16 protein-coding genes are annotated in these 19,538 nt (G+C 47.9%); 8 read left to right on the top strand and 8 right to left on the bottom strand.

Translation table 11 applies throughout. The annotated features are described in order from the left end of the window. Nucleotides 1-24: 24 nt before the first annotated feature. A complete protein-coding gene (locus HHL16_RS22685) occupies nt 25-3,735 on the bottom strand; it encodes an MBG domain-containing protein (protein ID WP_169427619.1) in 3,711 nt (1,236 codons plus the stop codon). A gap of 463 nt (nt 3,736-4,198) precedes the next feature. Here HHL16_RS22685 and HHL16_RS22680 point away from each other — a divergent pair, with 463 nt between their 5' ends. Beyond that, on the top strand, nt 4,199-5,494 hold the full coding sequence (locus HHL16_RS22680) for a folylpolyglutamate synthase/dihydrofolate synthase family protein (protein ID WP_169427618.1): 1,296 nt from the start codon (nt 4,199-4,201) through the stop codon (nt 5,492-5,494). A 2-nt stretch (nt 5,495-5,496) separates the two neighbouring features. On the opposite strand, the gene HHL16_RS22675 is transcribed toward HHL16_RS22680, so the two are convergent. The 5 genes from HHL16_RS22675 to fbp form a co-directional block, all read right to left on the bottom strand. Next, nucleotides 5,497-6,048, bottom strand: a complete 552-nt coding sequence (locus HHL16_RS22675; protein WP_169427617.1) for an NUDIX hydrolase — start codon at nt 6,046-6,048, stop codon at nt 5,497-5,499. A gap of 18 nt (nt 6,049-6,066) precedes the next feature. Further along, nucleotides 6,067-6,588, bottom strand: coding sequence for a YfiT family bacillithiol transferase (locus tag HHL16_RS22670; protein ID WP_169427616.1), 522 nt, complete (start codon nt 6,586-6,588; stop codon nt 6,067-6,069). A gap of 16 nt (nt 6,589-6,604) precedes the next feature. Further along, nucleotides 6,605-7,366 (bottom strand): ABC transporter ATP-binding protein, encoded by a 762-nt coding sequence (locus HHL16_RS22665; RefSeq protein WP_169427615.1) that lies wholly within the window; start codon nt 7,364-7,366, stop codon nt 6,605-6,607. Nucleotides 7,367-7,463: 97 nt separating this feature from the next. After that, a complete protein-coding gene (locus HHL16_RS24885; protein ID WP_206022539.1) occupies nt 7,464-8,000 on the bottom strand; it encodes a CAP domain-containing protein in 537 nt (178 codons plus the stop codon). Nucleotides 8,001-8,068: 68 nt separating this feature from the next. After that, nucleotides 8,069-9,085: a class 1 fructose-bisphosphatase gene (gene fbp, locus HHL16_RS22655; RefSeq protein WP_169427614.1), complete on the bottom strand. Its 1,017-nt coding sequence runs from the start codon at nt 9,083-9,085 to the stop codon at nt 8,069-8,071. Nucleotides 9,086-9,275: 190 nt separating this feature from the next. Between fbp and HHL16_RS22650 the strand changes: the two genes are divergently transcribed. The 4 genes from HHL16_RS22650 to HHL16_RS22635 are packed head-to-tail and all read left to right on the top strand — an operon-like array spanning nt 9,276 to nt 15,037. Next, nucleotides 9,276-10,544 (top strand): aspartate kinase, encoded by a 1,269-nt coding sequence (locus tag HHL16_RS22650; protein WP_169427613.1) that lies wholly within the window; start codon nt 9,276-9,278, stop codon nt 10,542-10,544. A gap of 15 nt (nt 10,545-10,559) precedes the next feature. Continuing rightward, nucleotides 10,560-12,344, top strand: a complete 1,785-nt coding sequence (locus HHL16_RS22645) for a hypothetical protein (RefSeq protein WP_169427612.1) — start codon at nt 10,560-10,562, stop codon at nt 12,342-12,344. A 51-nt stretch (nt 12,345-12,395) separates the two neighbouring features. After that, complete coding sequence (locus HHL16_RS25375; RefSeq protein WP_169427611.1) at nt 12,396-14,243, top strand: sensor histidine kinase; 1,848 nt, start codon at nt 12,396-12,398, stop codon at nt 14,241-14,243. A gap of 8 nt (nt 14,244-14,251) precedes the next feature. After that, nucleotides 14,252-15,037 carry a LytTR family transcriptional regulator DNA-binding domain-containing protein gene (locus HHL16_RS22635; protein WP_169427610.1) on the top strand — a complete coding sequence of 262 codons (786 nt, stop codon included), beginning with the start codon at nt 14,252-14,254 and terminating at the stop codon, nt 15,035-15,037. A gap of 433 nt (nt 15,038-15,470) precedes the next feature. Here HHL16_RS22635 and dnaK read toward each other — a convergent pair whose 3' ends face one another. Further along, nucleotides 15,471-17,381: a molecular chaperone DnaK gene (gene dnaK, locus HHL16_RS22630; protein ID WP_169427609.1), complete on the bottom strand. Its 1,911-nt coding sequence runs from the start codon at nt 17,379-17,381 to the stop codon at nt 15,471-15,473. Nucleotides 17,382-17,485: 104 nt separating this feature from the next. Between dnaK and HHL16_RS22625 the strand changes: the two genes are divergently transcribed. The 3 genes from HHL16_RS22625 to HHL16_RS22615 all read left to right on the top strand — a co-directional run bounded on the left by HHL16_RS22625 (nt 17,486) and on the right by HHL16_RS22615 (nt 18,919). Then, nucleotides 17,486-17,959 carry a DUF456 domain-containing protein gene (locus HHL16_RS22625; protein ID WP_169427608.1) on the top strand — a complete coding sequence of 158 codons (474 nt, stop codon included), beginning with the start codon at nt 17,486-17,488 and terminating at the stop codon, nt 17,957-17,959. A gap of 10 nt (nt 17,960-17,969) precedes the next feature. Continuing rightward, on the top strand, nt 17,970-18,398 hold the full coding sequence (locus HHL16_RS22620; RefSeq protein ID WP_169427607.1) for an AraC family transcriptional regulator: 429 nt from the start codon (nt 17,970-17,972) through the stop codon (nt 18,396-18,398). A 62-nt stretch (nt 18,399-18,460) separates the two neighbouring features. After that, nucleotides 18,461-18,919: a VOC family protein gene (locus tag HHL16_RS22615; protein ID WP_169427606.1), complete on the top strand. Its 459-nt coding sequence runs from the start codon at nt 18,461-18,463 to the stop codon at nt 18,917-18,919. Nucleotides 18,920-18,937: 18 nt separating this feature from the next. Here HHL16_RS22615 and HHL16_RS22610 read toward each other — a convergent pair whose 3' ends face one another. Beyond that, complete coding sequence (locus HHL16_RS22610; protein WP_240966293.1) at nt 18,938-19,438, bottom strand: GtrA family protein; 501 nt, start codon at nt 19,436-19,438, stop codon at nt 18,938-18,940. Nucleotides 19,439-19,538: the final 100 nt, after the last annotated feature.

The raw sequence follows: 19,538 nt of genomic DNA, 5'->3' as shown, positions 1-19,538 counted from the left end.
ATATAATGGTTTTGGTAGCAGAATTTATTTAACGAGTATATTCAGGGATGCTTTTTGCCCGTTGTTCAGTACCAGTGTAATGATGTACAGTCCGCCTGTAGCCGGCATATCGAGTTTTGTCAGCGGCAGTACGTTTGTTACCTGCTGCATCACTGTTCCGGTAACAGATGTCAGTTGCAGTTTTGCGCCTGTCAGCAGGGAGGCATCGTAGTTGCAGTTGACGGAAATGGTTGATCCCGGTTTTGCGGGGTTGGGCGCTACTTTCAGCTGTCCGCCTGAAGCTGCTCCGGTGGCTGTCAATGGGCAGGACTGGAGCTGTTCTCCGTTCTTCGTGGTGGCGATCACGTAATAGTCACCTTTCAATCCTGCTGCTTCGTTGTAGTACTGTTGTGTGGCTCCGTTGATGCTTGTTCCGTTTTTGAACCACTGCCATTGTACGTAATCGTTGTTGCTGTTGTCGAATACGAGAACATCGTTCCAGCGTTGACGGATGGCATCGGGACTTTGGTAATGGAATGTTTGCGACACGCGGGTAGCGGCTTCGTGATTATTATCGCCCTGTTGTACTGCCGTAATGGTTGTCTGTCCTGGTTTCAGTGGCGTAAGAATATTGCCATTGATAGTGGCCAGCCCCGGGTTGCCAACGATATATGACACCGGCATTCCGCTGTTGGAGCTTGCAGACAATGCAACAGGATTGATGCCATTGCACCCGATGCTGAGGTTCTGTGACCAGGTGATCACCTGTGGTGCTTTGGTAATGGTGAACTGATTGTCTATGAAAGTAAGTGCATAGTTTGAGCTTGCAGCAATGGAACCGCGACTGATTGGATAGATGCCTGCATCTTCACCAGCCATTCTGGACGGCCCTCCCGAAAGCTGCTCACCAGCCACCATCTGTGATACGGTGTAAGTAAGAGCAGGATCAGCACTACCATACACTTTTGTAGCGGGAGCTGCTGTTACCGTCAATGGTTTGGGAAGAATGGCAATATTGTTTCCGCTATGAACAATAAGCACATTGCCGAGACTGTAATTACCTGCTTTGGCTCCGGTAAGCGTGATACCTGCTGAAGGCAATGTAATGGATCTCAGACCTGCATCTTTGCTGCTGTAGGTAGCATTCGCATTGGAGAGATCAATCCCTAACTGATCATTGTTTACAATGCCACCAATGGTAAGATCACCGGCGTTTATAGTTGCGCTGGTATTGCCATCGTATGTTTTCTGAATAACAGCATTCGCATTAAAGGAGATGACGGCCAGCTTTGGGGTAATGATCAGCGTTTTGTCCGCCATTATGAGTGTATAATTCGGGCCGGCAGTGAGGGTTCCCTGGGTAAACGGATAAGTACCTGCATCTTCGCCGGGTGTTCTTGAAGCAGCGCCTGTGACGTTATCTCCGGGGAGAAGACCCTGAACGGAATAGAAGAATCCGGGATCAGGGGTTCCGTAGAATTTAGTTACGCCTGCTACAGTTACAGTGAGCTCTTTGGGAAGAATCACACCGGTGTTGAGGTTGAAAAACTGTCCTAAATTGGAGAGCACATAATTGCCGGCAGCAGCGCCATTCAGTGTAATGCCTGAAGTGCTGACCGTAACAGTTTTTCCTGTTCCTGCATTTGCGTCATCGTAAGTAGCAATCACTCCGTTCAGTTGAAAGCCTACCTCATCATTGTTGATGATACCTCCCGATACAAAAGAGAAATCCGAAGGTTGAACTACGGTCTGATTGTTACCATTATATTTTCGCTGAAATACTGTTGTAGAATTCAGGAAAAAGGCAACTGGTTTGCGTTCGATGGTTACCGTCCATATTTTGGGAGTGGCGGCCTCATAACCATTACCTCCGGGTTGTGTAAGGGTAAACTTTACCTGCCCTACCTTGAAGGTGCGTATTTTCCATTTGTTGCCATCGGCTGCATCACGGAAGGCTTCAGCAATGCTGTTGTCTGATGAGGAGTAGTTCAGTTCAAGACCAGATGATGCAGTTGCATTGCTCAGGAAAGGCTGATCACTATAGAGTTTGGTGATATCGGTTGCATCGATGGTCTGAGACAGGAGCTGACGCTCATAGGCGCCAATGTCTACCTTTCCGTTTACGATGCGGGATTTACCTGTAATATCTGTAGTAAAAGTAGCTTTGTTATTATTTCCGTTGTCGATTGCAGGGCTGTTTGCTTTTACGTTGAAATCACCGCCAGTATAGGCAACATTACTGACAGGCCTGTTTTTAAAAAGGGGATCAACCTGTATCAGATTGGTTGGGCCCATCCATGGTTCATCAATTATACTATACTCTACGGTTACACCCGATGAAGCGGTATTTCCCTTTATTGAAGTATTCTGGGCAATAATGGCATTTGAAACAATCACACCTCCTGCGCTGGTATGGAAGATACTGGGGTAAGAACCTGCGATGTTCCCACTGATGGTTGAATTGATAATAGTGACACTCGCCCCGATTGAACCGATACCACCTCCCCAGTCTTGTACATAGTTACCGGTGACTACAGCATTCTCGATGATCAAAGTGCCGTTACGACCGCAGATTCCTCCACCGATATTTGCCATATTGCCTTGTATGAACAGGTTTCTGAGGTTTGCAGTTGAAGACTCCACCATAATACCAGCCCCAAACTGAATGGGCACCTGAAGTCCGTTCACCCATTTGAAGCCTGCAAGGGTTTCAGCTACACCACCCCAGATGGAAAAACCATCCAGATGGGTAGTACCACCTGCAGCAATTACAACGTGCGTGGCATTGAGGCCCAAGATAACTCCATTCGGATCATCATTGTTATCGAGATCACCACTGAGTACCGATCTGTTGGCGGATATGCCGAGATCACGTTGGGCCAGTGTTGTTTCGGTTCCTGCAAAACCTCCGTAGATCTTTACATTGTCTGGCAGTACAAAGCTGTTTGTTTTGCCGCCATTGGTTCCTTCGGCACCATCCACGGCACTATAGGTTGGATAGTATGTTCCTCCGGCTACCCAGATCTGCTTTACGGCGGGGTTGAACTCTCCGTACAGCAGTGCATCAGACAGCTCTCCAATGGCATTGGCCCATGAGCTTCCGTTACCGGTACTTCCTTTCTTTACATATACAACGCCATTGGCATCGGGTAATACATACTGCTTGTAATAGGCATAATACACCTGAACAGCGCTGACAAAGCTCACCAGATCAGAATTCACCCGCAACTCTACCCGATCAAAAGCGTGGACAGGCATTATTCTGATCTCCCATGTCCATGGATCATTTGTTGGTACAAGGTTTACACCAGAAGAAGTCAGACTTAAACGGTCGTTATTGGAAGTAACACCATTGTAGGTAGTTACTTCAACCTTCTGGAAAGCAGCAGCATCAGTGTAACGGGATACTGTACCGATCCTGATCACAATGCTGTCTTTCCCTCCCTGTGATACCTGCGGAAAGATCAGTATTTGCTTTGCATATCCATCCTTTATCCCCGGCACCACCAGTATGGTTGAGAAGTCTGTGAGATCGGTATTTGTTACAGCCATACTGGAATTGAGTACACCGCATCCGACACAAATACCATTGATTGTATTGTTCTCCCCGTTTGCATAATGCTTTTGCGCCAGCAACTGATGAGTGGCAAACATCCCCAGCAGCGATAAGGTAATTATTCTGATGCAACGGCCAATCATGTTTTTCGGACGGGATAAACGGGTTTTCAGTTTTCCGGAAGGGTTCAGGTATTGCATAGCAAAAGAAAATTTGATTCAGTTAAAGAATTGTCCGCATGCATATCCGCATGCATGCATAGCATAAGCCAGTGCAATGTGCAGCGTCAGCACAATGCACTGTCTGTTCGTAGTAGATATTCAATTGCTTCAACCGGGAGATACTTTCATGCAGAATAAGAATACTGCATGTACGGCATCAGGTGTTGCTGCTTTGTATGGACTCCGCCTGGAGACTGCCTGAACAATATGTCCGGGCCAGTAATATGAACATGATCCATGTTCAACACGGCGGTACAAAACTGCTATTGCCGTAGGTAATGGGGGTGGTATAATCGTTTTTCTGACAGGATACGGATCGGCGGTAAGTGCCAAAATTAACAAGACCACTCATAAAATGCAAATTCCGGGCAAAATAGTACCTACGCATTAAAATTTTTGATCAGCTTTATCTGATCCTTAGTTTTGTGATCCATTACAACAAATGACTTACCAGCAAACCATCGATTACCTGTTCAATCGCCTGCCCATGTTCAGCAGGCTCGGAGCAGCCGCCTATAAAAAAGATCTCACCAATACGCTTGCCCTCTGCGAGTTTCTGGGCAATCCGCATCAGAAGATCAAAACCATCCATATTGCAGGCACTAACGGCAAGGGCTCTACCAGTCATATGCTGGCAGCCATTCTGCAAAGTGCAGGCTATAAAACCGGACTCTACACATCGCCGCACCTCCGCGATTTCCGTGAGCGGTTCCGCATCAATGGCCAGATGATCTCCGAATCGTTTGTGATCGATTTCACCAAACGCATTCAACCTGCCATCGATGCCATCGAGCCGAGTTTCTTCGAGATCACTGTGGCCATGGCCTTCGACTATTTTGTACAGGAAGAAGTGGATATCGCAGTAATCGAAACAGGCCTCGGAGGCAGGCTGGACAGCACCAATATCATCACGCCCGAAATTTCTGTGATCACCAATATCGGTTATGATCATATGAATCTGCTGGGCGATACGCTCGATAAAATTGCTTTTGAAAAAGCAGGTATCATCAAGCCCGGCATACCCGCAGTAGTAGGCGAAACCAACGCTGAAACCTTGCCGGTATTTCAGAAAGCAGCGGAAGAAAGGCAGGCTCCTCTCCTGCTGGCTGAATATCTCCGTTATGCTGCCGACTGGAAATACCAGCATCACGAGCTGGTGGTGGATGTAGCGCATAAAGGCAGCGACAACCGAACTACGTACACACTCGATCTTCCCGGATATTATCAAACAAAAAACCTCATCACGGTACTCGAAGCTGTGCACCAACTGCAACTCAAGGGATGGAAACTGCCCACACCGGTAGTGCAGCAGGCGCTCCGTGAAGTGAAGAAACTAACAGGCTTGCATGGCCGCTGGGAAGTGGTTCACACCAAACCGCTGCTGGTGCTGGATGTGGGACATAATGAAGATGGCATCCGCCAGATAGTAGCTCAACTCGAACTCACAGAATACCGTCACCTGCATATTGTTACAGGTATGGTGCGCGATAAAGATGTGGATCATGCATTGGCGCTTCTACCCAAAGAAGCGGTGTATTATTTCACCAGGGCGCAGATCCCGCGGGCATTGCCGGAGGATGAACTCGCTGAAAAAGGCCATGCATACGGATTGCAGGGCAATCATTATCCAACGGTGAATGAGGCATTGCAGGCAGCCATGCATGCAGCACATGCAGATGATCTGGTGCTTGTTTGCGGAAGCATATTTGTAGTGGGCGAAGTAGTGATTCCCGATTGAGGTTATACGCCTAATTTCTTCAAGGCATAGAAGATGGTGGTGATGTGCATGCTCTGCACAATTTCCTGTCTGTCCATGATGGCTTTCAGTTCATCGATGCTAAATAATTCCACAATGATCTCTTCGTTGTGATCGAGCTCCTGCTCTTTCACTTTTCTGCCACCGGTGGCGAGGAACATATGCATCCAGTTATTGTTGGTACTGGGGTTGCAGGATGTTTTGCCGAGGTATTCGTACTTCGAAAATTCATAGCCGGTTTCTTCCATCAGCTCTCTTGCGATAGCTGCTTCAAATGACGGATCGGTATCATCCACACAACCTCCCGGCAGTTCCCAGGCAGTTACATCGAGTGCATGACGATATTGTTTTTCCATGATCACCTTACCGTCTTCTGTGAGCGCAAGCGCAGTTACCCATGTTGGGAATTCATACACATAGTAAGGCTCGATGATCTTTCCATCGAGAGTTTCGCATTTGTCTTTTCGAACGGTGAACCAGGTGTCTTTGAAAAGATATTCTGAGTGGATGGTTTTCCAGCGGAGGTCTTTGGTCATAGTACGTTCTTTAGATGCTTACCAGCCTTTTCTTTCGATCAGGGAAGTGATATGCGCTACGTGGTGTTTGCCATGCCAGGCATAGTTTCCGAGCATGTACCAGAGGTCTACATTGGCTTTCTTTACAGGATGGAAGACGGTTCGTTTCCATTGTTCATCCGTCAGATGCAGCAGGGCTGCATGCCAGCGTGTATGCAGGGTGTAGAGCAAAGTGATGCTCATGTTGATGGGCACATTCTTTACATCATCGAGTTCGGCCCAGAGCCCTTCTTCATATGTTTTGATAACAGGATTGTCTTCGGTGAGGCCGAGCTTCATTCTGATATAGGCGTTCATATGGCTGTCGGCTACGTGATGCACTACCTGCTTAACCGTCCAGCCGCCATCGCGGTAGGGCGTGCTGAGCTGAGGTTCATCGAGGTTCTCGATGGCATTTTCGAGCAGACCAGGAAGAAACTGGATATCCTGCAGCCAGCTGCGTTTTTGTGCTGCACTGAAAGGCTGTGGTTCATAATGTCCGATCGGGAAACGTAGATCCATATGATGAGCTTATTGTTTATTCTTCGCGAAGCGTATGTCCTGTAAGATGAATGAATACATCTTCGAGGTTGGCTTTCTTCACTTCTTTGGGTCGTTCAAAACCGGTGGCCACGAGATCGTCGATGAGTTTATCGGTGGTATCGAGCGCCACTATTTTTCCTGAGTCGATGATGGCGATGCGATCGCAGAGTATCTCCGCTTCATCCATGTAATGGGTGGTGATGATCACGGTAGTGCCTTTGGAGCGGATATCCTTGATCAGCTCCCAGAGATTGCGGCGGGCCTGCGGATCGAGGCCGGTTGTGGGTTCGTCGAGAAAAATTATATCGGGTTCATTGATCAGCGTGGTGGCAATGGAGAAACGTTGTTTCTGTCCACCACTGAGATCTTTGAATTTGCTTTTTGCTTTATCGAGCAGGTTCACGCTGCTGAGCAATGCTTTTGCATCTACTTTGCGGTTGTAGAGCCCGCTGAAGAGTGCGATCAGTTCCATGAGATTGAGACCAGGATAGAATCCGGAAGTCTGGAGCTGAACCCCGATGATCTTTTTGATTTCTTCGGGTTCGTTGTCGAGGTTGAAACCTTTTACGGTAACCTCTCCGGATGTTTTTTCGCGGAGGGTTTCGATGATTTCGAGGGTGGTTGATTTACCGGCTCCGTTTGGACCGAGGAGGCCGAAGATCTCCCCTTCGTACACTTCAAAACTGATGCCTTTTACGGCTTCGAATTGTCCGTATTTTTTAACGAGGTCTTTTACGGAGATGATGACATTGCTCATGGTTCCGGGAGTTTGAGGGCACAAGGTAGTGAAAAAAAACAGCCTTTATCCGACATCCGTCAAACAAAGGCTGTTCCACAATATCTTAATTAATTTCTTACTTCGCAAATATCTGCGTAAAAAACAAGTCACCCTTCTTATCCCTCGCCACTCCTATCCCGGTATACTTGTAATTCCCTTCAATATTCTTTCTGTGTCCGGTACTGGCGATCCATCCATCCACCACTTCTTTTGCAGAAGTGCTTCCATACGCCACATTCTCTGCAACTGCATTGGTGCCCGGTATTTTCGACGTCACAATTTTACTTCTGATATTGAATCCTCCGTGTCCAAATGCTATGCGATTAGTTGCCATAGCCATGCTATGCCTTCTCGCTTCTTCCGTAATGGCAGGATGCGTTTGCAATGCCGCCAATCCCTTTGCCTTGCGATGCTTATTGATCAGCGCCAATATATCTGCTTCGAACCCCGTTGCTGTACTCGCAGTGGTAACAGTTCGAGGAGCCGGAGTGGTAGTATTAGTTTTGGAGGAAGAAGAGGATGCCGGTTTGCTGGCGCAGGCAACCATTGCCATTGCAATTCCACCGATCATCAACAGTAACATAGGTCGCACATTCAACAGGTTCTTAGTCATTGATACTGATTTTACTGCTGCTACTCCAATTTCGTACCAGAAAACAATAACACTCTGCAAAAATTCAATCAATACTGCGCCAGAGAGGCGTCCAGTTCATCCATCATGCCCTTGCTTCCGATGAACAGCGGCGTGCGCTGGTGCAGTTCGGTAGGTATGATATCGAGAATGCGCTCTTTACCGTTGGTAGCTCTTCCTCCTGCCACTTCAACGATGAAGGCAAATGGATTGCTCTCGTACAGCAGGCGGAGCTTGCCTTTCGGCTTATCGAATGTACCGGGGTACATGAAGATGCCACCTTTGATGAGGTTGCGATGCACATCGGCCACCATGCTGCCGATATAACGCTGCGTATAGGGGCCACCGTTATCTTTGGTGCGCTTCTGGCAGGCATCGATATACAGCTGAACGCCTTTTGAGTATTGGAAGAAGTTTCCGTGATTAACAGAGTAGATCTTGCCCCATTCCGGACATTTGATATCCGGATGGCTCAGGCAGAATTCCCCGATCGATGGATCGAGTGTGAAACCATTCACCCCTCTGCGTGTGGCATACACCAGCATGGTGGATGAACCATACACGATGTATCCTGCTGCAACCTGTTTGCTGCCGGGCTGGAGGAAGTCTTCCTCCGTAGCTATGGTGCCCAGAGGGGTTACACGGCGGTAAATGCTGAAAATGGTACCGATGCTTACATTCACATCGATATTGCCGCTGCCGTCGAGAGGATCGAAAAGGCAAACGTATTTTGAATTTTTGCTTACTGCATCGTCGAAAGCCACAAACTCATCCAGTTCTTCGGATGCGATACCGGCACAGCTGATACCGTGCTGCAGCACGCCCGTAAACTGATTATTGGCAAATACATCGAGTTTTTTTACATCTTCGCCCTGCACATTCACGGTGTTTGCATCGCCCAGAATGTCTACCAGGCCGGCTTTGTTCACTTCTACATTCACGCGTTTGGCGGCGAGGCCGATATCCCTGAGCAGTCCGCTCAATTCGCCCGTAGCATGTGGGAAATCACGCAATTGCTGGATCGTAAATTCGTCTAAGGTCAGTACTTTCCTGTTGACAATACTCATAGATGGCAAGTTTTAAGGTTAGCTTGTCGGGCACAAATGTAGGGAAAGGCCGCAAAAGCGCACAAAATCGAACAAGGTAGAGCGCTAATACGCTGTTTGTATTGACGAAAAGGTTTATTTTCTGTGTCAGCCGAACTGTATATTTGCCCCGTCTAATAACCAATCCATTACAGAAATTATTGAGTGTACTATGAAGGTGTTCAAATTTGGCGGTGCCAGTGTGCAGACGGTGGAAAGAATTCAGCATGCAGCAAGCATTCTCAAAAGCTATCCCAACGAAAAGATACTGATTGTAATATCTGCCATGGGCAAAACCACCAATGCCCTCGAAAAAGTAGCCGAAGCCTTCTTTGCAGGCCATACCGACGAAGCGCTGAAACTCTTCGAAGCCATCAAACAAAGCCATATCACCACCGCCAAATACCTGCTGGTTACACATTTCAATCCGTTGATGGAGCAACTGGGTCATTTCTTTACCGAAGTGGAATGGCTGCTTCACGATAAGCCTGTTCGCGAATACGATTATTATTACGATCAGATCGTGTGCGTAGGCGAACTGCTCAGCACCGCTATCGTTAGTGCATACCTCAACGAAAGCGGCCTCCGCAGTCAGTGGATCGATGTTCGTGATATCTTCCGTACCGACGATAATTTCCGCGATGCCGCTATCGACTGGAACTACACCAGCCAGCGCGTTCTGGAAGACATTCGCCCGCTTTTCGAAACAGCAGAAATTGTGCTCACACAGGGTTTTATCGGATCTACCGACGAAAACGAAAGCACTACCCTCGGCCGTGAAGGAAGCGACTACTCCGCTGCCGTTTTCGCCAACCTGCTCGATGCAGAAAGCCAAACCATCTGGAAAGATGTGGAAGGTGTGATGAATGCCGATCCCAAACAATTTCCCGATGCGCAGTTCATCGCCGAACTCAATTACGAAGAAGTGATCGAAATGGCTTACTACGGCGCACAGGTGATCCATCCGAAAACCATCAAACCATTGCAGAATAAAGGCATTCCCCTGCTGGTGAAATGTTTTCTCGATCAAAACCTGCCCGGCACCATCATTCATAACAAACAGGTGAAAGGCCTCCCTCCGATTATTGTGCTCAAAAGCAATCAGGCGCTGCTGCACCTGCATTCAAAAGATTTCTCTTTCGTGGGAGAAAAGCCGGTAGCAGATCTCTATCAGCTTTTTACCGACATCAAGATAAAGCCCAACCTCATTCAGACCGGCGCTGTAAGCATTCAGATCTGTCTGGACGACAGAGCAGATAAAATAGAAAAGCTCGCCCTCGATGCATCGGATTTCTTTGAAGTGCAGGTAGAGAAAGGTCTCACCCTTCTCACTGTTCGCCACTACGAAGAGCCGGTGCTTCAGCAACTCACCAAAGGGCAACAAATAAAACTGAAGCAGCAGACTCCGCAAACGGTGCAGGTGCTGATGCAGCAACAATAAACCTATCCTTCAGCCATGAATCCCCTGGAATATTATCAGCAAAGAATCACCACATTGCAGCAACGCCTGAAGCAGCTGCATCAACAATTACTGTGGGTATCGATGTTCAGACTGCTCAGTTTTCTCGGAGTAGCTGCCACCGGATATTATTATTTCAGGAACGATAAACCAACATGGCTGCTGGGCATTACCGTTAGTATTCTCATTATCTTCATAATGCTGGTTCGAAAGGCATTTAAACTGAATGATGATAAAGCCCTTACCACCAAACTGCTTTTCGTAAACACCAATGAGGCAGCGATGCTGCAACAGCAACCCAGCCAGTTCCCTGATGGCCGGGAAGCCGCATCCGAAGCGGGTTATGCAGCAGATCTCGATATATTCGGCAAGGGATCGCTGTATCATCTGCTGAACCGTACCACCACTTCGCACGGAACAGAAAAACTGCAAAAGGCATTGCTTCGTCCTGATCCCGATGCAGCATCCATACGCGCCAATCAGCAGGCCATTCAGCAAATGGCGGGGCAGCGCGAACTGCGTCAGCTGCTCACGGCAAACGGACTATTGCACGGAGAAAAAGAAGGCAACCTGCACGACGTACTCGCCTGGCTGCAAATGCCCACCGTACTGCAACATATCGGATGGATACGCATTGTACGCTGGGCCCTGCCTGTGCTCAGCATCATCGGATTTATCGTGGTAGCATTCACCATGGAATATACCTGGCTGGTGCCGGGCATTCTCATCAGCTGGGTTGTAACCGGTTTATTTGCAAAGAAGATATTGCATCAGCATAATCTGCTAAGCAAAAAACAATCGATACTGGAACAATACGGCACCATACTTCAGTTGTTCAGCAGCGTCGAAACAGGTGATGCAGCCGTGCTGATCGATGAAAAGAAACGTGCGCAATCAGCTAATAAGTCCATCAGTCAACTGAGCAGCCTCAGCGGCATGTTCGATCAGCGACTGAACCTGCTGGTAAATCTTTTCCTCAACAGTTTCTTCCTCTACGATATTCAGTGCATGTATGCGCTGGACAAATGGAAAACAAATCACAAAGAGCAATTCGATGAGTGGATAGATGGCGTAGGCGCCATCGAAACCCTGAATTCCTTTGCCACCTTCAGTTTCAACAATCCTGATTTTATTCAGCCGGAAGTGAGCAGTGCCGGTGAACCGCAGATTGCAGCCACTGCCATGGCCCATCCGCTGATACCTGCGGGCAGCAGAGTGGCCAACGATTTCACTATCGGAGAAGCGGAAAAACTGATGCTGGTTACCGGATCCAATATGAGTGGGAAAACCACCTTCCTGCGCACTATCGGCATCAATCTGTTGCTGGCGCAGTGCGGGGCGCCGGTTTGTGCAGCATCTTTCAGATTCACGCCGATGAATATCCTCAGTTCCATCCGCGTAAGCGATTCGTTGCAGGAGCATACTTCTTATTTCATGGCCGAACTGAAGCAACTGCAGCAGATCATCCATTTTCTGCAGGCGCAGCAGGCTCCCTCACTCATACTGATCGATGAAATATTGCGGGGCACCAACTCGGAAGACAAAACCCATGGCTCCGAACAATTCATCCGCAAACTGCTTCAGTACAATTGCGTTACGCTCTTTGCCACACACGATCTTGCCCTCAGCATACTCGAAGAGGAACTCAAAGGACGGGTAAGCAATTACTGCTTTGAGAGCATTATCAGGGATGGACAACTGCTATTCGATTACACCCTCCAGCGCGGGGTTGCCAAGAACAAGAATGCATCTTTTTTGATGAAGAAGATGGAGATCATCTGATAAAAACCACCAATTCATTATTTTTGGGGCCTAAACCCCTCGCCTATCCTTGTGTGTAAGAAACACAAACTAAGACTCCTGCCGCTGATAGCCGTAGTGCTGTGCATGTATCATGTGCAGGCGCAACCATCATCCCGGTTACTCGACAGCCTCCACCGGCAACTCCGCAGCAGCAACGATCCAACAAAAAAAACAGACAATCTCATTGCCATCGCCAAAAGCTGGCGAAGCCATAACGGAGACACCATATTCTATTATGCCAATGCAGCCAAACTGCTGGCTGAAGCCAACAACTACCCTCAGGGAAGAGCGGGAGCCTTACATCATATTTGCGTAGCCCTCAGAAATAAGGCAGACTACAATGGTTCCATGGAAGCCGGACTGGCTGCGGCCCGCATCTACGACTCTCTGCAATTGTCCGCGCCAAAAGCAGACCTGCTGCTCGATCTGGCGCAGCTGCATAAAGATCTTTCCGGAAGCAACAACACCGAAGCCTATCTCGATAAAGCCATTGCCTACGCACGCGAAGCATACAACATCAATCTTTCCCTCAAAGACACCACCGAAATGGCTGATGCACTCAACATGCAGGGCATCTGTCTGCGCGATAAAAGCAAGCAATACAACAAACGATATTACTACGACAGCGCCATCATTTGTTACGATCGGGCCATTGCACTCATAGAAAACGGAACTGTTGGCAAACACCTGCTGGGCAAGCTCTACAACAATATGAGCCAGGTGTACAACGAATACCGGAACGATTACAACAAAGCCCTCGAATATCTTTTCAAAGCCTTAGAGATCAACAAGCTCAATCACTACGATCTGGGCATTTCGCACAACTATGGGAATATCTCTTACGCCTATACGATGCTGGGCAAACACCAGCTGTCTTTACAGTTCGCCTATAAAATGCTGGAAGCCTGCAAGGCCCTTAACAACCCCAACCGCATGCAGAATGCATACGGGCAGATGTACCGCTCTTACAAAGGCGCGGGCAATCTCGATTCAGCGTTAGCCTACTACATTCTTCAGGACAAACTCGACGACTCCCTCACCAATCTCAGCAAAACCGCTGAAATGCTGGAGTTGCAGACACGATACGAAACCAACAAGAAAGAAGGAGAGATATCCAAACTCACCTTGCAGAGCGAAGCAAGAAGCCGCAATATCACCTGGCTGCTGGTCGGCATCGGCGTATTGGCCGGTGTGATGATCTGGCTTTCTGTTCTCTACCGGAATATGCGCAGGCAGAAAGAAGAGATCTCGCAACAGCAGAAACGACTGGAGGTAATGATGAAAGAACTGCACCATCGCGTGAAGAACAATCTTCAGATCGTAAGCAGCCTGCTCAGTCTTCAGACCAATCGTCTCGAAGACGAAAATGCCATTGCTGTGCTCAAAGAAAGCCAGCTGCGAGTACAGGCCATGAGTTTTATTCATCAGCGTCTATACAAAACAGACAATATCACTACGGTGAACATGCGAGAATACCTCACCGATCTGGCAGAATCGCTGGTGGCATCCTACGGATACCAGCGCGATGATTTCGATCTGCACATCGATGTAAGCCGTGAATTTCTCGATATCGACAAAGCTTTGCCCGCGGGTCTTATCATCAATGAGCTGGTCACCAATTCGCTGAAGTACGCCTACAAGGGAGTTGTTCGTCCGATGCTGGGCATCAGCCTATCCTACAACACCGGCACAGATTCGCTGGTGATAGATATTCGCGACAATGGCACAGGCCTCGATCCGGAAAAATGGAAGAAAGCACACAACAGTTTTGGCAAACAATTGATAACAGCACTCTGCAAACAACTGCGCGCCACGCAGCAGGTGCAGGTAGAGAACGGCACACATTTCATTATCAATATTCCCGCGCAGGCGGCCTAAACATCGGTATGGAAGAGAAAATAAAAGTACTGTTGGTAGAAGACGAAGCGATTGTAGCCATGGATCTCGCAGCCGGGCTCGAACGCGATGGCTACGAAGTAACCGGCATCGCAGACAATGCCGAAACAGCACTGGAACTTTTCAAGGAATACGAAACCGATATCGTGCTGATGGATGTAAATATCATCGGCAAAAAAGATGGGATCGACACAGCCACGGAGTTGCTGAAACACAGATCGGTGCCGCTCATTTATCTCACTGCCTTCACCGATACGAAGACGCTCGAACGCGCAAAAGCTACGCACCCCGCAGCATTTCTCGCAAAGCCATACACTATCACCAATGTGCGGATAGCGATTGAACTTGCCATCAGCAATTTTGCAGTAAGAACAGAACAGGCATCCGGTAAACTGGTACCCATCGACAACAAACCTCCGGCATCCCCTGCCGAACTCACGGAGAAAGAAACCATTCTGCAAATGAATGATTACATCTTTGTGAAGCACAACTATATTTTTGTAAAACTGAAGCTGGATGATATTCTCTACGCAGAAGCAGACAATAATTACGTGCAGCTGGTAACCGCTGAAAAGAAGCTGCTGTTGCGGCTTTCATTGAATCAGCTGATCGAAAAGATCAATTACAAACCACTCGTGCGCATACATCGTTCCTACGCTGTAAACATCAATATGATTCAGAGTTTTTCCGATCAGGAAGTGAACTTATCGCAGAAGCAGTTGCCAATTGGAAGAAGTTATAAGGATGAGTTTCTGAATCAGTTCAGATTCCGATAACTCAACAGCATACGCCGGGCATACGAAGGCCTTCCTTCACATACAAAAAGCCGTTGTTCGCCTACAATCCCCATTTTCCCCAGCATAGCCGGGCTACCTTAGCATCAGTCCTTTATAGGAGGCTAAACATTCAATTCTCAACTGGTACAAGGGTGGTATCAATGGCTGATCAGTTTTGCCGGCGTGTATTCGTAGTACGCCGGTAGACTGCTGCCATCGGCGGGAATTTCAATTTTTGTAAAGTGTTCTCATACGTATAAATGGATCTGAATGCGATCCTTTCCATTGACCTGAACCATTAACCACACAAGTTCGAAGAGCAGTCTTAACCCGGGACTGCTCTTATTTTTTTGGAGGATATTCAAAAACAAAAGCCGCCCCCATCACTGGAAGCGGCCTTGCCTATTTTATGGAAGAGGTTGTGTTTCGCGAATTACTTCACTTCTTCGAACTCGGCATCGGTTACATTTTCACCGCCGCCATTGTTGTTCTGACCGGCACCATTGGCACCTGCCTGATCAGCGCCGGGCTGTGCTCCACCCTGCTGCGCTTTGTAGATCTCTTCTGAAGCTGCTGTCCAGGCATTGTTCATCTCTGCGGTTGCGGCATCGATGGCAGCAATATCCTGTGATTTATGTGCTTCTTTGAGTTTGTTGAGTGCAGCTTCGATCGGTGCTTTTTTATCAGCAGGGATCTTGTCGCCAAACTCTTTCAGTTGTTTTTCTGTCTGGAAGATCATGCTGTCGGCAGCATTGATTTTGTCTACCAGCTCACGTGCAGCTTTATCAGATGCTTCATTGGCACGTGCTTCGTTCTTCATCTTTTCTACTTCGTCTTTGCTGAGACCGGAACCTGCTTCGATGCGGATCTTCTGTTCTTTACCTGTGCCTTTGTCTTTGGCTGTTACATGCAGGATACCGTTGGCATCAATATCGAAAATTACTTCGATCTGCGGAACGCCGCGTGGCGCTGGTGGAATACCATCGAGGTTGAATGTTCCGAGGCTCTTGTTCTGATTGGCCATCGGACGTTCGCCCTGCAATACATGGATCTGTACACCAGGCTGATTATCGCTGGCAGTAGAGAATGTTTCTGATTTGCGTGTAGGGATGGTAGTGTTCGAATCGATGAGGCGAGTCATTACACCACCCATTGTTTCGATACCGAGAGAAAGAGGTGTTACGTCGAGCAACAGTACATCTTTCACTTCACCGGTCAGTACGGCGCCCTGAATAGCTGCACCGATTGCTACCACTTCGTCGGGGTTAACACCCTTGTTGGGTTTCTTTCCGAAGAATTTCTCTACGATCTCCTGTACTTTAGGGATACGTGTAGAACCACCTACGAGAATCACTTCGTCGATATCTGAAGTGCTGAGGCCGGCATCTTTCAGTGCCTGCTCGCATGGTTTGAGGCAACGCTCGAACAGTTTGTCGGCGAGTTGCTCAAATTTAGCGCGGCTCAGTTTTTTCACCAGGTGCTTAGGCACTCCGTCGATAGCGGTGATATATGGAAGATTGATCTCTGTTTCGCTTGAAGAAGACAATTCCACTTTTGCTTTCTCTGCTGCTTCTTTCAGGCGTTGCAGTGCCATTGGGTCTTTGCGGAGATCAACGTTCTCTTCTTTTTTGAATTCGTCGGCCAGCCAGTCCATGATCACTTTATCGAAATCGTCGCCACCGAGGTGGGTATCACCGTTGGTAGATTTCACTTCGAATACACCATCACCCAGTTCGAGGATGGAGATATCGAAGGTACCGCCACCAAGGTCGAATACGGCGATCTTCTCATCATGTTTAGCTTTATCGAGACCGTAAGCCAGCGCTGCTGCTGTAGGCTCGTTCACAATACGGCGAACATTGAGACCGGCAATTTCACCGGCTTCTTTGGTTGCCTGACGTTGTGCATCGTTGAAGTAGGCAGGCACGGTGATCACCGCTTCCGTTACTTCCTGACCGAGATAATCTTCTGCAGTCTTCTTCATTTTCTGAAGAATCATGGCAGAGATTTCCTGCGGTGTATATAAGCGACCATCTATGTCAATACGTACAGTATTATTGTCACCTTTGGCAACTTTGTAGCTCCAATGGCTGATTTCTTCCGACACTTCATCAAAGCGGCGTCCCATAAAACGCTTCACGCTCATGATAGTGTTTTGTGGGTTTGTAATGGCCTGTCTTTTGGCCGGATCTCCAACCTTTCTTTCTCCATTCTTCAAAAAAGCCACCACAGACGGGGTAGTACGGCGTCCCTCATCATTGGCGATAACCACAGGTTCGTTACCTTCCATAACCGCTACGCAGCTATTGGTGGTACCCAGGTCAATTCCTATAATCTTTCCCATAATTATGCTGAATTTTAAGTTCGTATATTGGTTATCAATCATTATGCCCATTGGCCGAAAGGTGAAAAATTGGCAGTAACTTGGGCTTTCTAAACTTTTTTCTGATGGAATGGCTGTGGATCATACTCGGATTTGTGCTGATTTTACTCGGTTTGGCGGGCAGTCTGCTGCCTGTTCTGCCAGGTCCGCCGATAGCCTGGTTCGGACTGCTGATTCAGCAGCTTCGCGATCCCAATCCTTTCAGCACCCGGTTTCTGGTGATCTGGGCCATTGTGGTGGTGGTGACCATTGTGCTCGATTATGTTGTGCCAATTTATGGCACCAAAAAATTCGGGGGAACAAAGTATGGAGCCTGGGGATGCACCCTCGGTTTTCTCCTCGCCTTCTGGATGGGGCCCTGGGGTGTTATCATCGGACCATTCATTGGCGCTTTCGTGGGTGAAATGCTGGGAGGACAAAACTCCAACCGCTCCCTCCGCGCCGCCTTCGGCAGTTTCATCGGCTTTCTCGTCGGTTCGTTTCTCAAGATCGTGGTTTGTTTTATGATGCTCTGGTACCTCATCACTTCTATTTGGTAACTTTAGCAGAATGGAACTGACTGAACATACCGCTCAGCGCCTCGTTGCTGCCAAACTGTACATGGATACGCACTTCCATGAACCCATCAGTCTCGAAGGCATTTCTGAACAGGCCTTTTTCTCCCGCTTCCATTTTCATCGCCTCTTCTGCCGGGTGTACCGTAAAACTCCCCATCAGTATCTCACGCGCAAGCGCCTCAACAAAGCACAGGAACTGCTGCAGCAAAACCTGAGCATCACCGAAGTTTGCACGGAAGTAGGTTTCGAAAGCACGGCGAGTTTCAGCCTGCTCTTCAAAAAGGAAACCGGACTGCCACCACAGAGTTACCGTCAGCAATGGATGGTAAAAAAACAACAGGCAAAAGTGCAGCCCCGCACATTCATCCCTTCCTGCTTTCTGCAGAATTATCTCGAAAGAAAAACTTCCGGCACAGAATAGCAATATCCGATACATGATCCGCTGACGATTCAGCTACCTTCATTTCATCAAAAACAACAAGTATGATCACAAAAATGAGTCACACTACCCTTTTCGTAACTGATCAGGACAAAGCCTATGATTTCTACGTAAACAAACTTGGTTTTAAAGTACATACCGATGTAACCATGCCACAGGGCGAATGTGAGGGGGATGAAGAAGAAAAAGCGAAACAGGTGATGATGCGCTGGCTAACGCTGAATGCGCCCGATCAGCCCGATCTCGAAATCATCATCATGAGTGTAAACAGCTTCGATGGTTTTGATGAGGAAGCCAGAAAAGCCATCAGGGTACTGCTGGATCGTGGCATCATGGGTGCCGGCGTTTTCACCACTCCCAATTGCAGAGCTACTTATGAAGAACTGAAAGCAAAAGGCGTTGAATTCAAATCCGAACCACGCGAACAGTTCTATGGCATCGAAGCCGTAATGCTCGATGGTTGCGGCAACTGGTTCAGCGTTACGGAACCCAAAATGCATTAATGTATCGTTGCAATTTGATTACTGCTGCTCGTTATTCACCTCAGCAGGCTCCACTTTAAAAGTGAACTGCTTTTGTGTGAGATAACTGAAGCTGACCACAATAACAGTGGTAAGGATTTTGGCCACGGTAGGATAAATATGGCACTGCTCCACAAACAGTTTGATGAAGATATAATTGAGGCCGATGCAGATTACTACCAGCAGAAAATACCGGAACAACTGCACTCGTCCTTTGAGGGTTGATCCCGGAAATACCACAAAACGATTCAGAAAATACCCCATCGGGAAGCTCACGATAAACGCCATGAAGATCGCCATTACGTGTGGACTGATGGCTCCCACCGGCGTGTGCACGATCTGTTTATTAAGTATGAAATTGTAACTGATATAATAAATGAAGATGTCGAGCAGGGTATTGCCACCACCACAGGCCGCATAACGAAAAGTCTGCTTCGGCATCCATTTTTTGAATGGCGGATAAAAGAAGTCGATGGTTTGTATGATCCAGTCTTTCAGCATTCAAATTCCATTTGGCCGTGCAAATTTAGGGGAAAGCCGTCACAGGATTATGCCCAACCCACTAGCTATTGTTAATTAATGCATTAAATTTGCCCCCTTA

This window comes from Pseudoflavitalea sp. G-6-1-2 (assembly GCF_012927185.1).
In the GTDB taxonomy this organism is placed as follows: domain Bacteria; phylum Bacteroidota; class Bacteroidia; order Chitinophagales; family Chitinophagaceae; genus Pseudobacter.
Note: the sequence above shows the minus strand (reverse complement) of the source record. Positions and strands in the feature narration are given on the sequence as shown.

What these genes read in the sequence shown, in the direction of transcription:
- HHL16_RS22685 (WP_169427619.1), bottom strand. Translation starts at nt 3,735, where the DNA reads ATGCAATACCTGAACCCTTCCGGAAAACTGAAAACCCGTTTATCCCGT.
- HHL16_RS22680 (WP_169427618.1), top strand. Translation starts at nt 4,199, where the DNA reads ATGACTTACCAGCAAACCATCGATTACCTGTTCAATCGCCTGCCCATG.
- HHL16_RS22675 (WP_169427617.1), bottom strand. Translation starts at nt 6,048, where the DNA reads ATGACCAAAGACCTCCGCTGGAAAACCATCCACTCAGAATATCTTTTC.
- HHL16_RS22670 (WP_169427616.1), bottom strand. Translation starts at nt 6,588, where the DNA reads ATGGATCTACGTTTCCCGATCGGACATTATGAACCACAGCCTTTCAGT.
- HHL16_RS22665 (WP_169427615.1), bottom strand. Translation starts at nt 7,366, where the DNA reads ATGAGCAATGTCATCATCTCCGTAAAAGACCTCGTTAAAAAATACGGA.
- HHL16_RS24885 (WP_206022539.1), bottom strand. Translation starts at nt 8,000, where the DNA reads ATGACTAAGAACCTGTTGAATGTGCGACCTATGTTACTGTTGATGATC.
- fbp (WP_169427614.1), bottom strand. Translation starts at nt 9,085, where the DNA reads ATGAGTATTGTCAACAGGAAAGTACTGACCTTAGACGAATTTACGATC.
- HHL16_RS22650 (WP_169427613.1), top strand. Translation starts at nt 9,276, where the DNA reads ATGAAGGTGTTCAAATTTGGCGGTGCCAGTGTGCAGACGGTGGAAAGA.
- HHL16_RS22645 (WP_169427612.1), top strand. Translation starts at nt 10,560, where the DNA reads ATGAATCCCCTGGAATATTATCAGCAAAGAATCACCACATTGCAGCAA.
- HHL16_RS22635 (WP_169427610.1), top strand. Translation starts at nt 14,252, where the DNA reads ATGGAAGAGAAAATAAAAGTACTGTTGGTAGAAGACGAAGCGATTGTA.
- dnaK (WP_169427609.1), bottom strand. Translation starts at nt 17,381, where the DNA reads ATGGGAAAGATTATAGGAATTGACCTGGGTACCACCAATAGCTGCGTA.
- HHL16_RS22625 (WP_169427608.1), top strand. Translation starts at nt 17,486, where the DNA reads ATGGAATGGCTGTGGATCATACTCGGATTTGTGCTGATTTTACTCGGT.
- HHL16_RS22620 (WP_169427607.1), top strand. Translation starts at nt 17,970, where the DNA reads ATGGAACTGACTGAACATACCGCTCAGCGCCTCGTTGCTGCCAAACTG.
- HHL16_RS22615 (WP_169427606.1), top strand. Translation starts at nt 18,461, where the DNA reads ATGATCACAAAAATGAGTCACACTACCCTTTTCGTAACTGATCAGGAC.
- HHL16_RS22610 (WP_240966293.1), bottom strand. Translation starts at nt 19,438, where the DNA reads ATGCTGAAAGACTGGATCATACAAACCATCGACTTCTTTTATCCGCCA.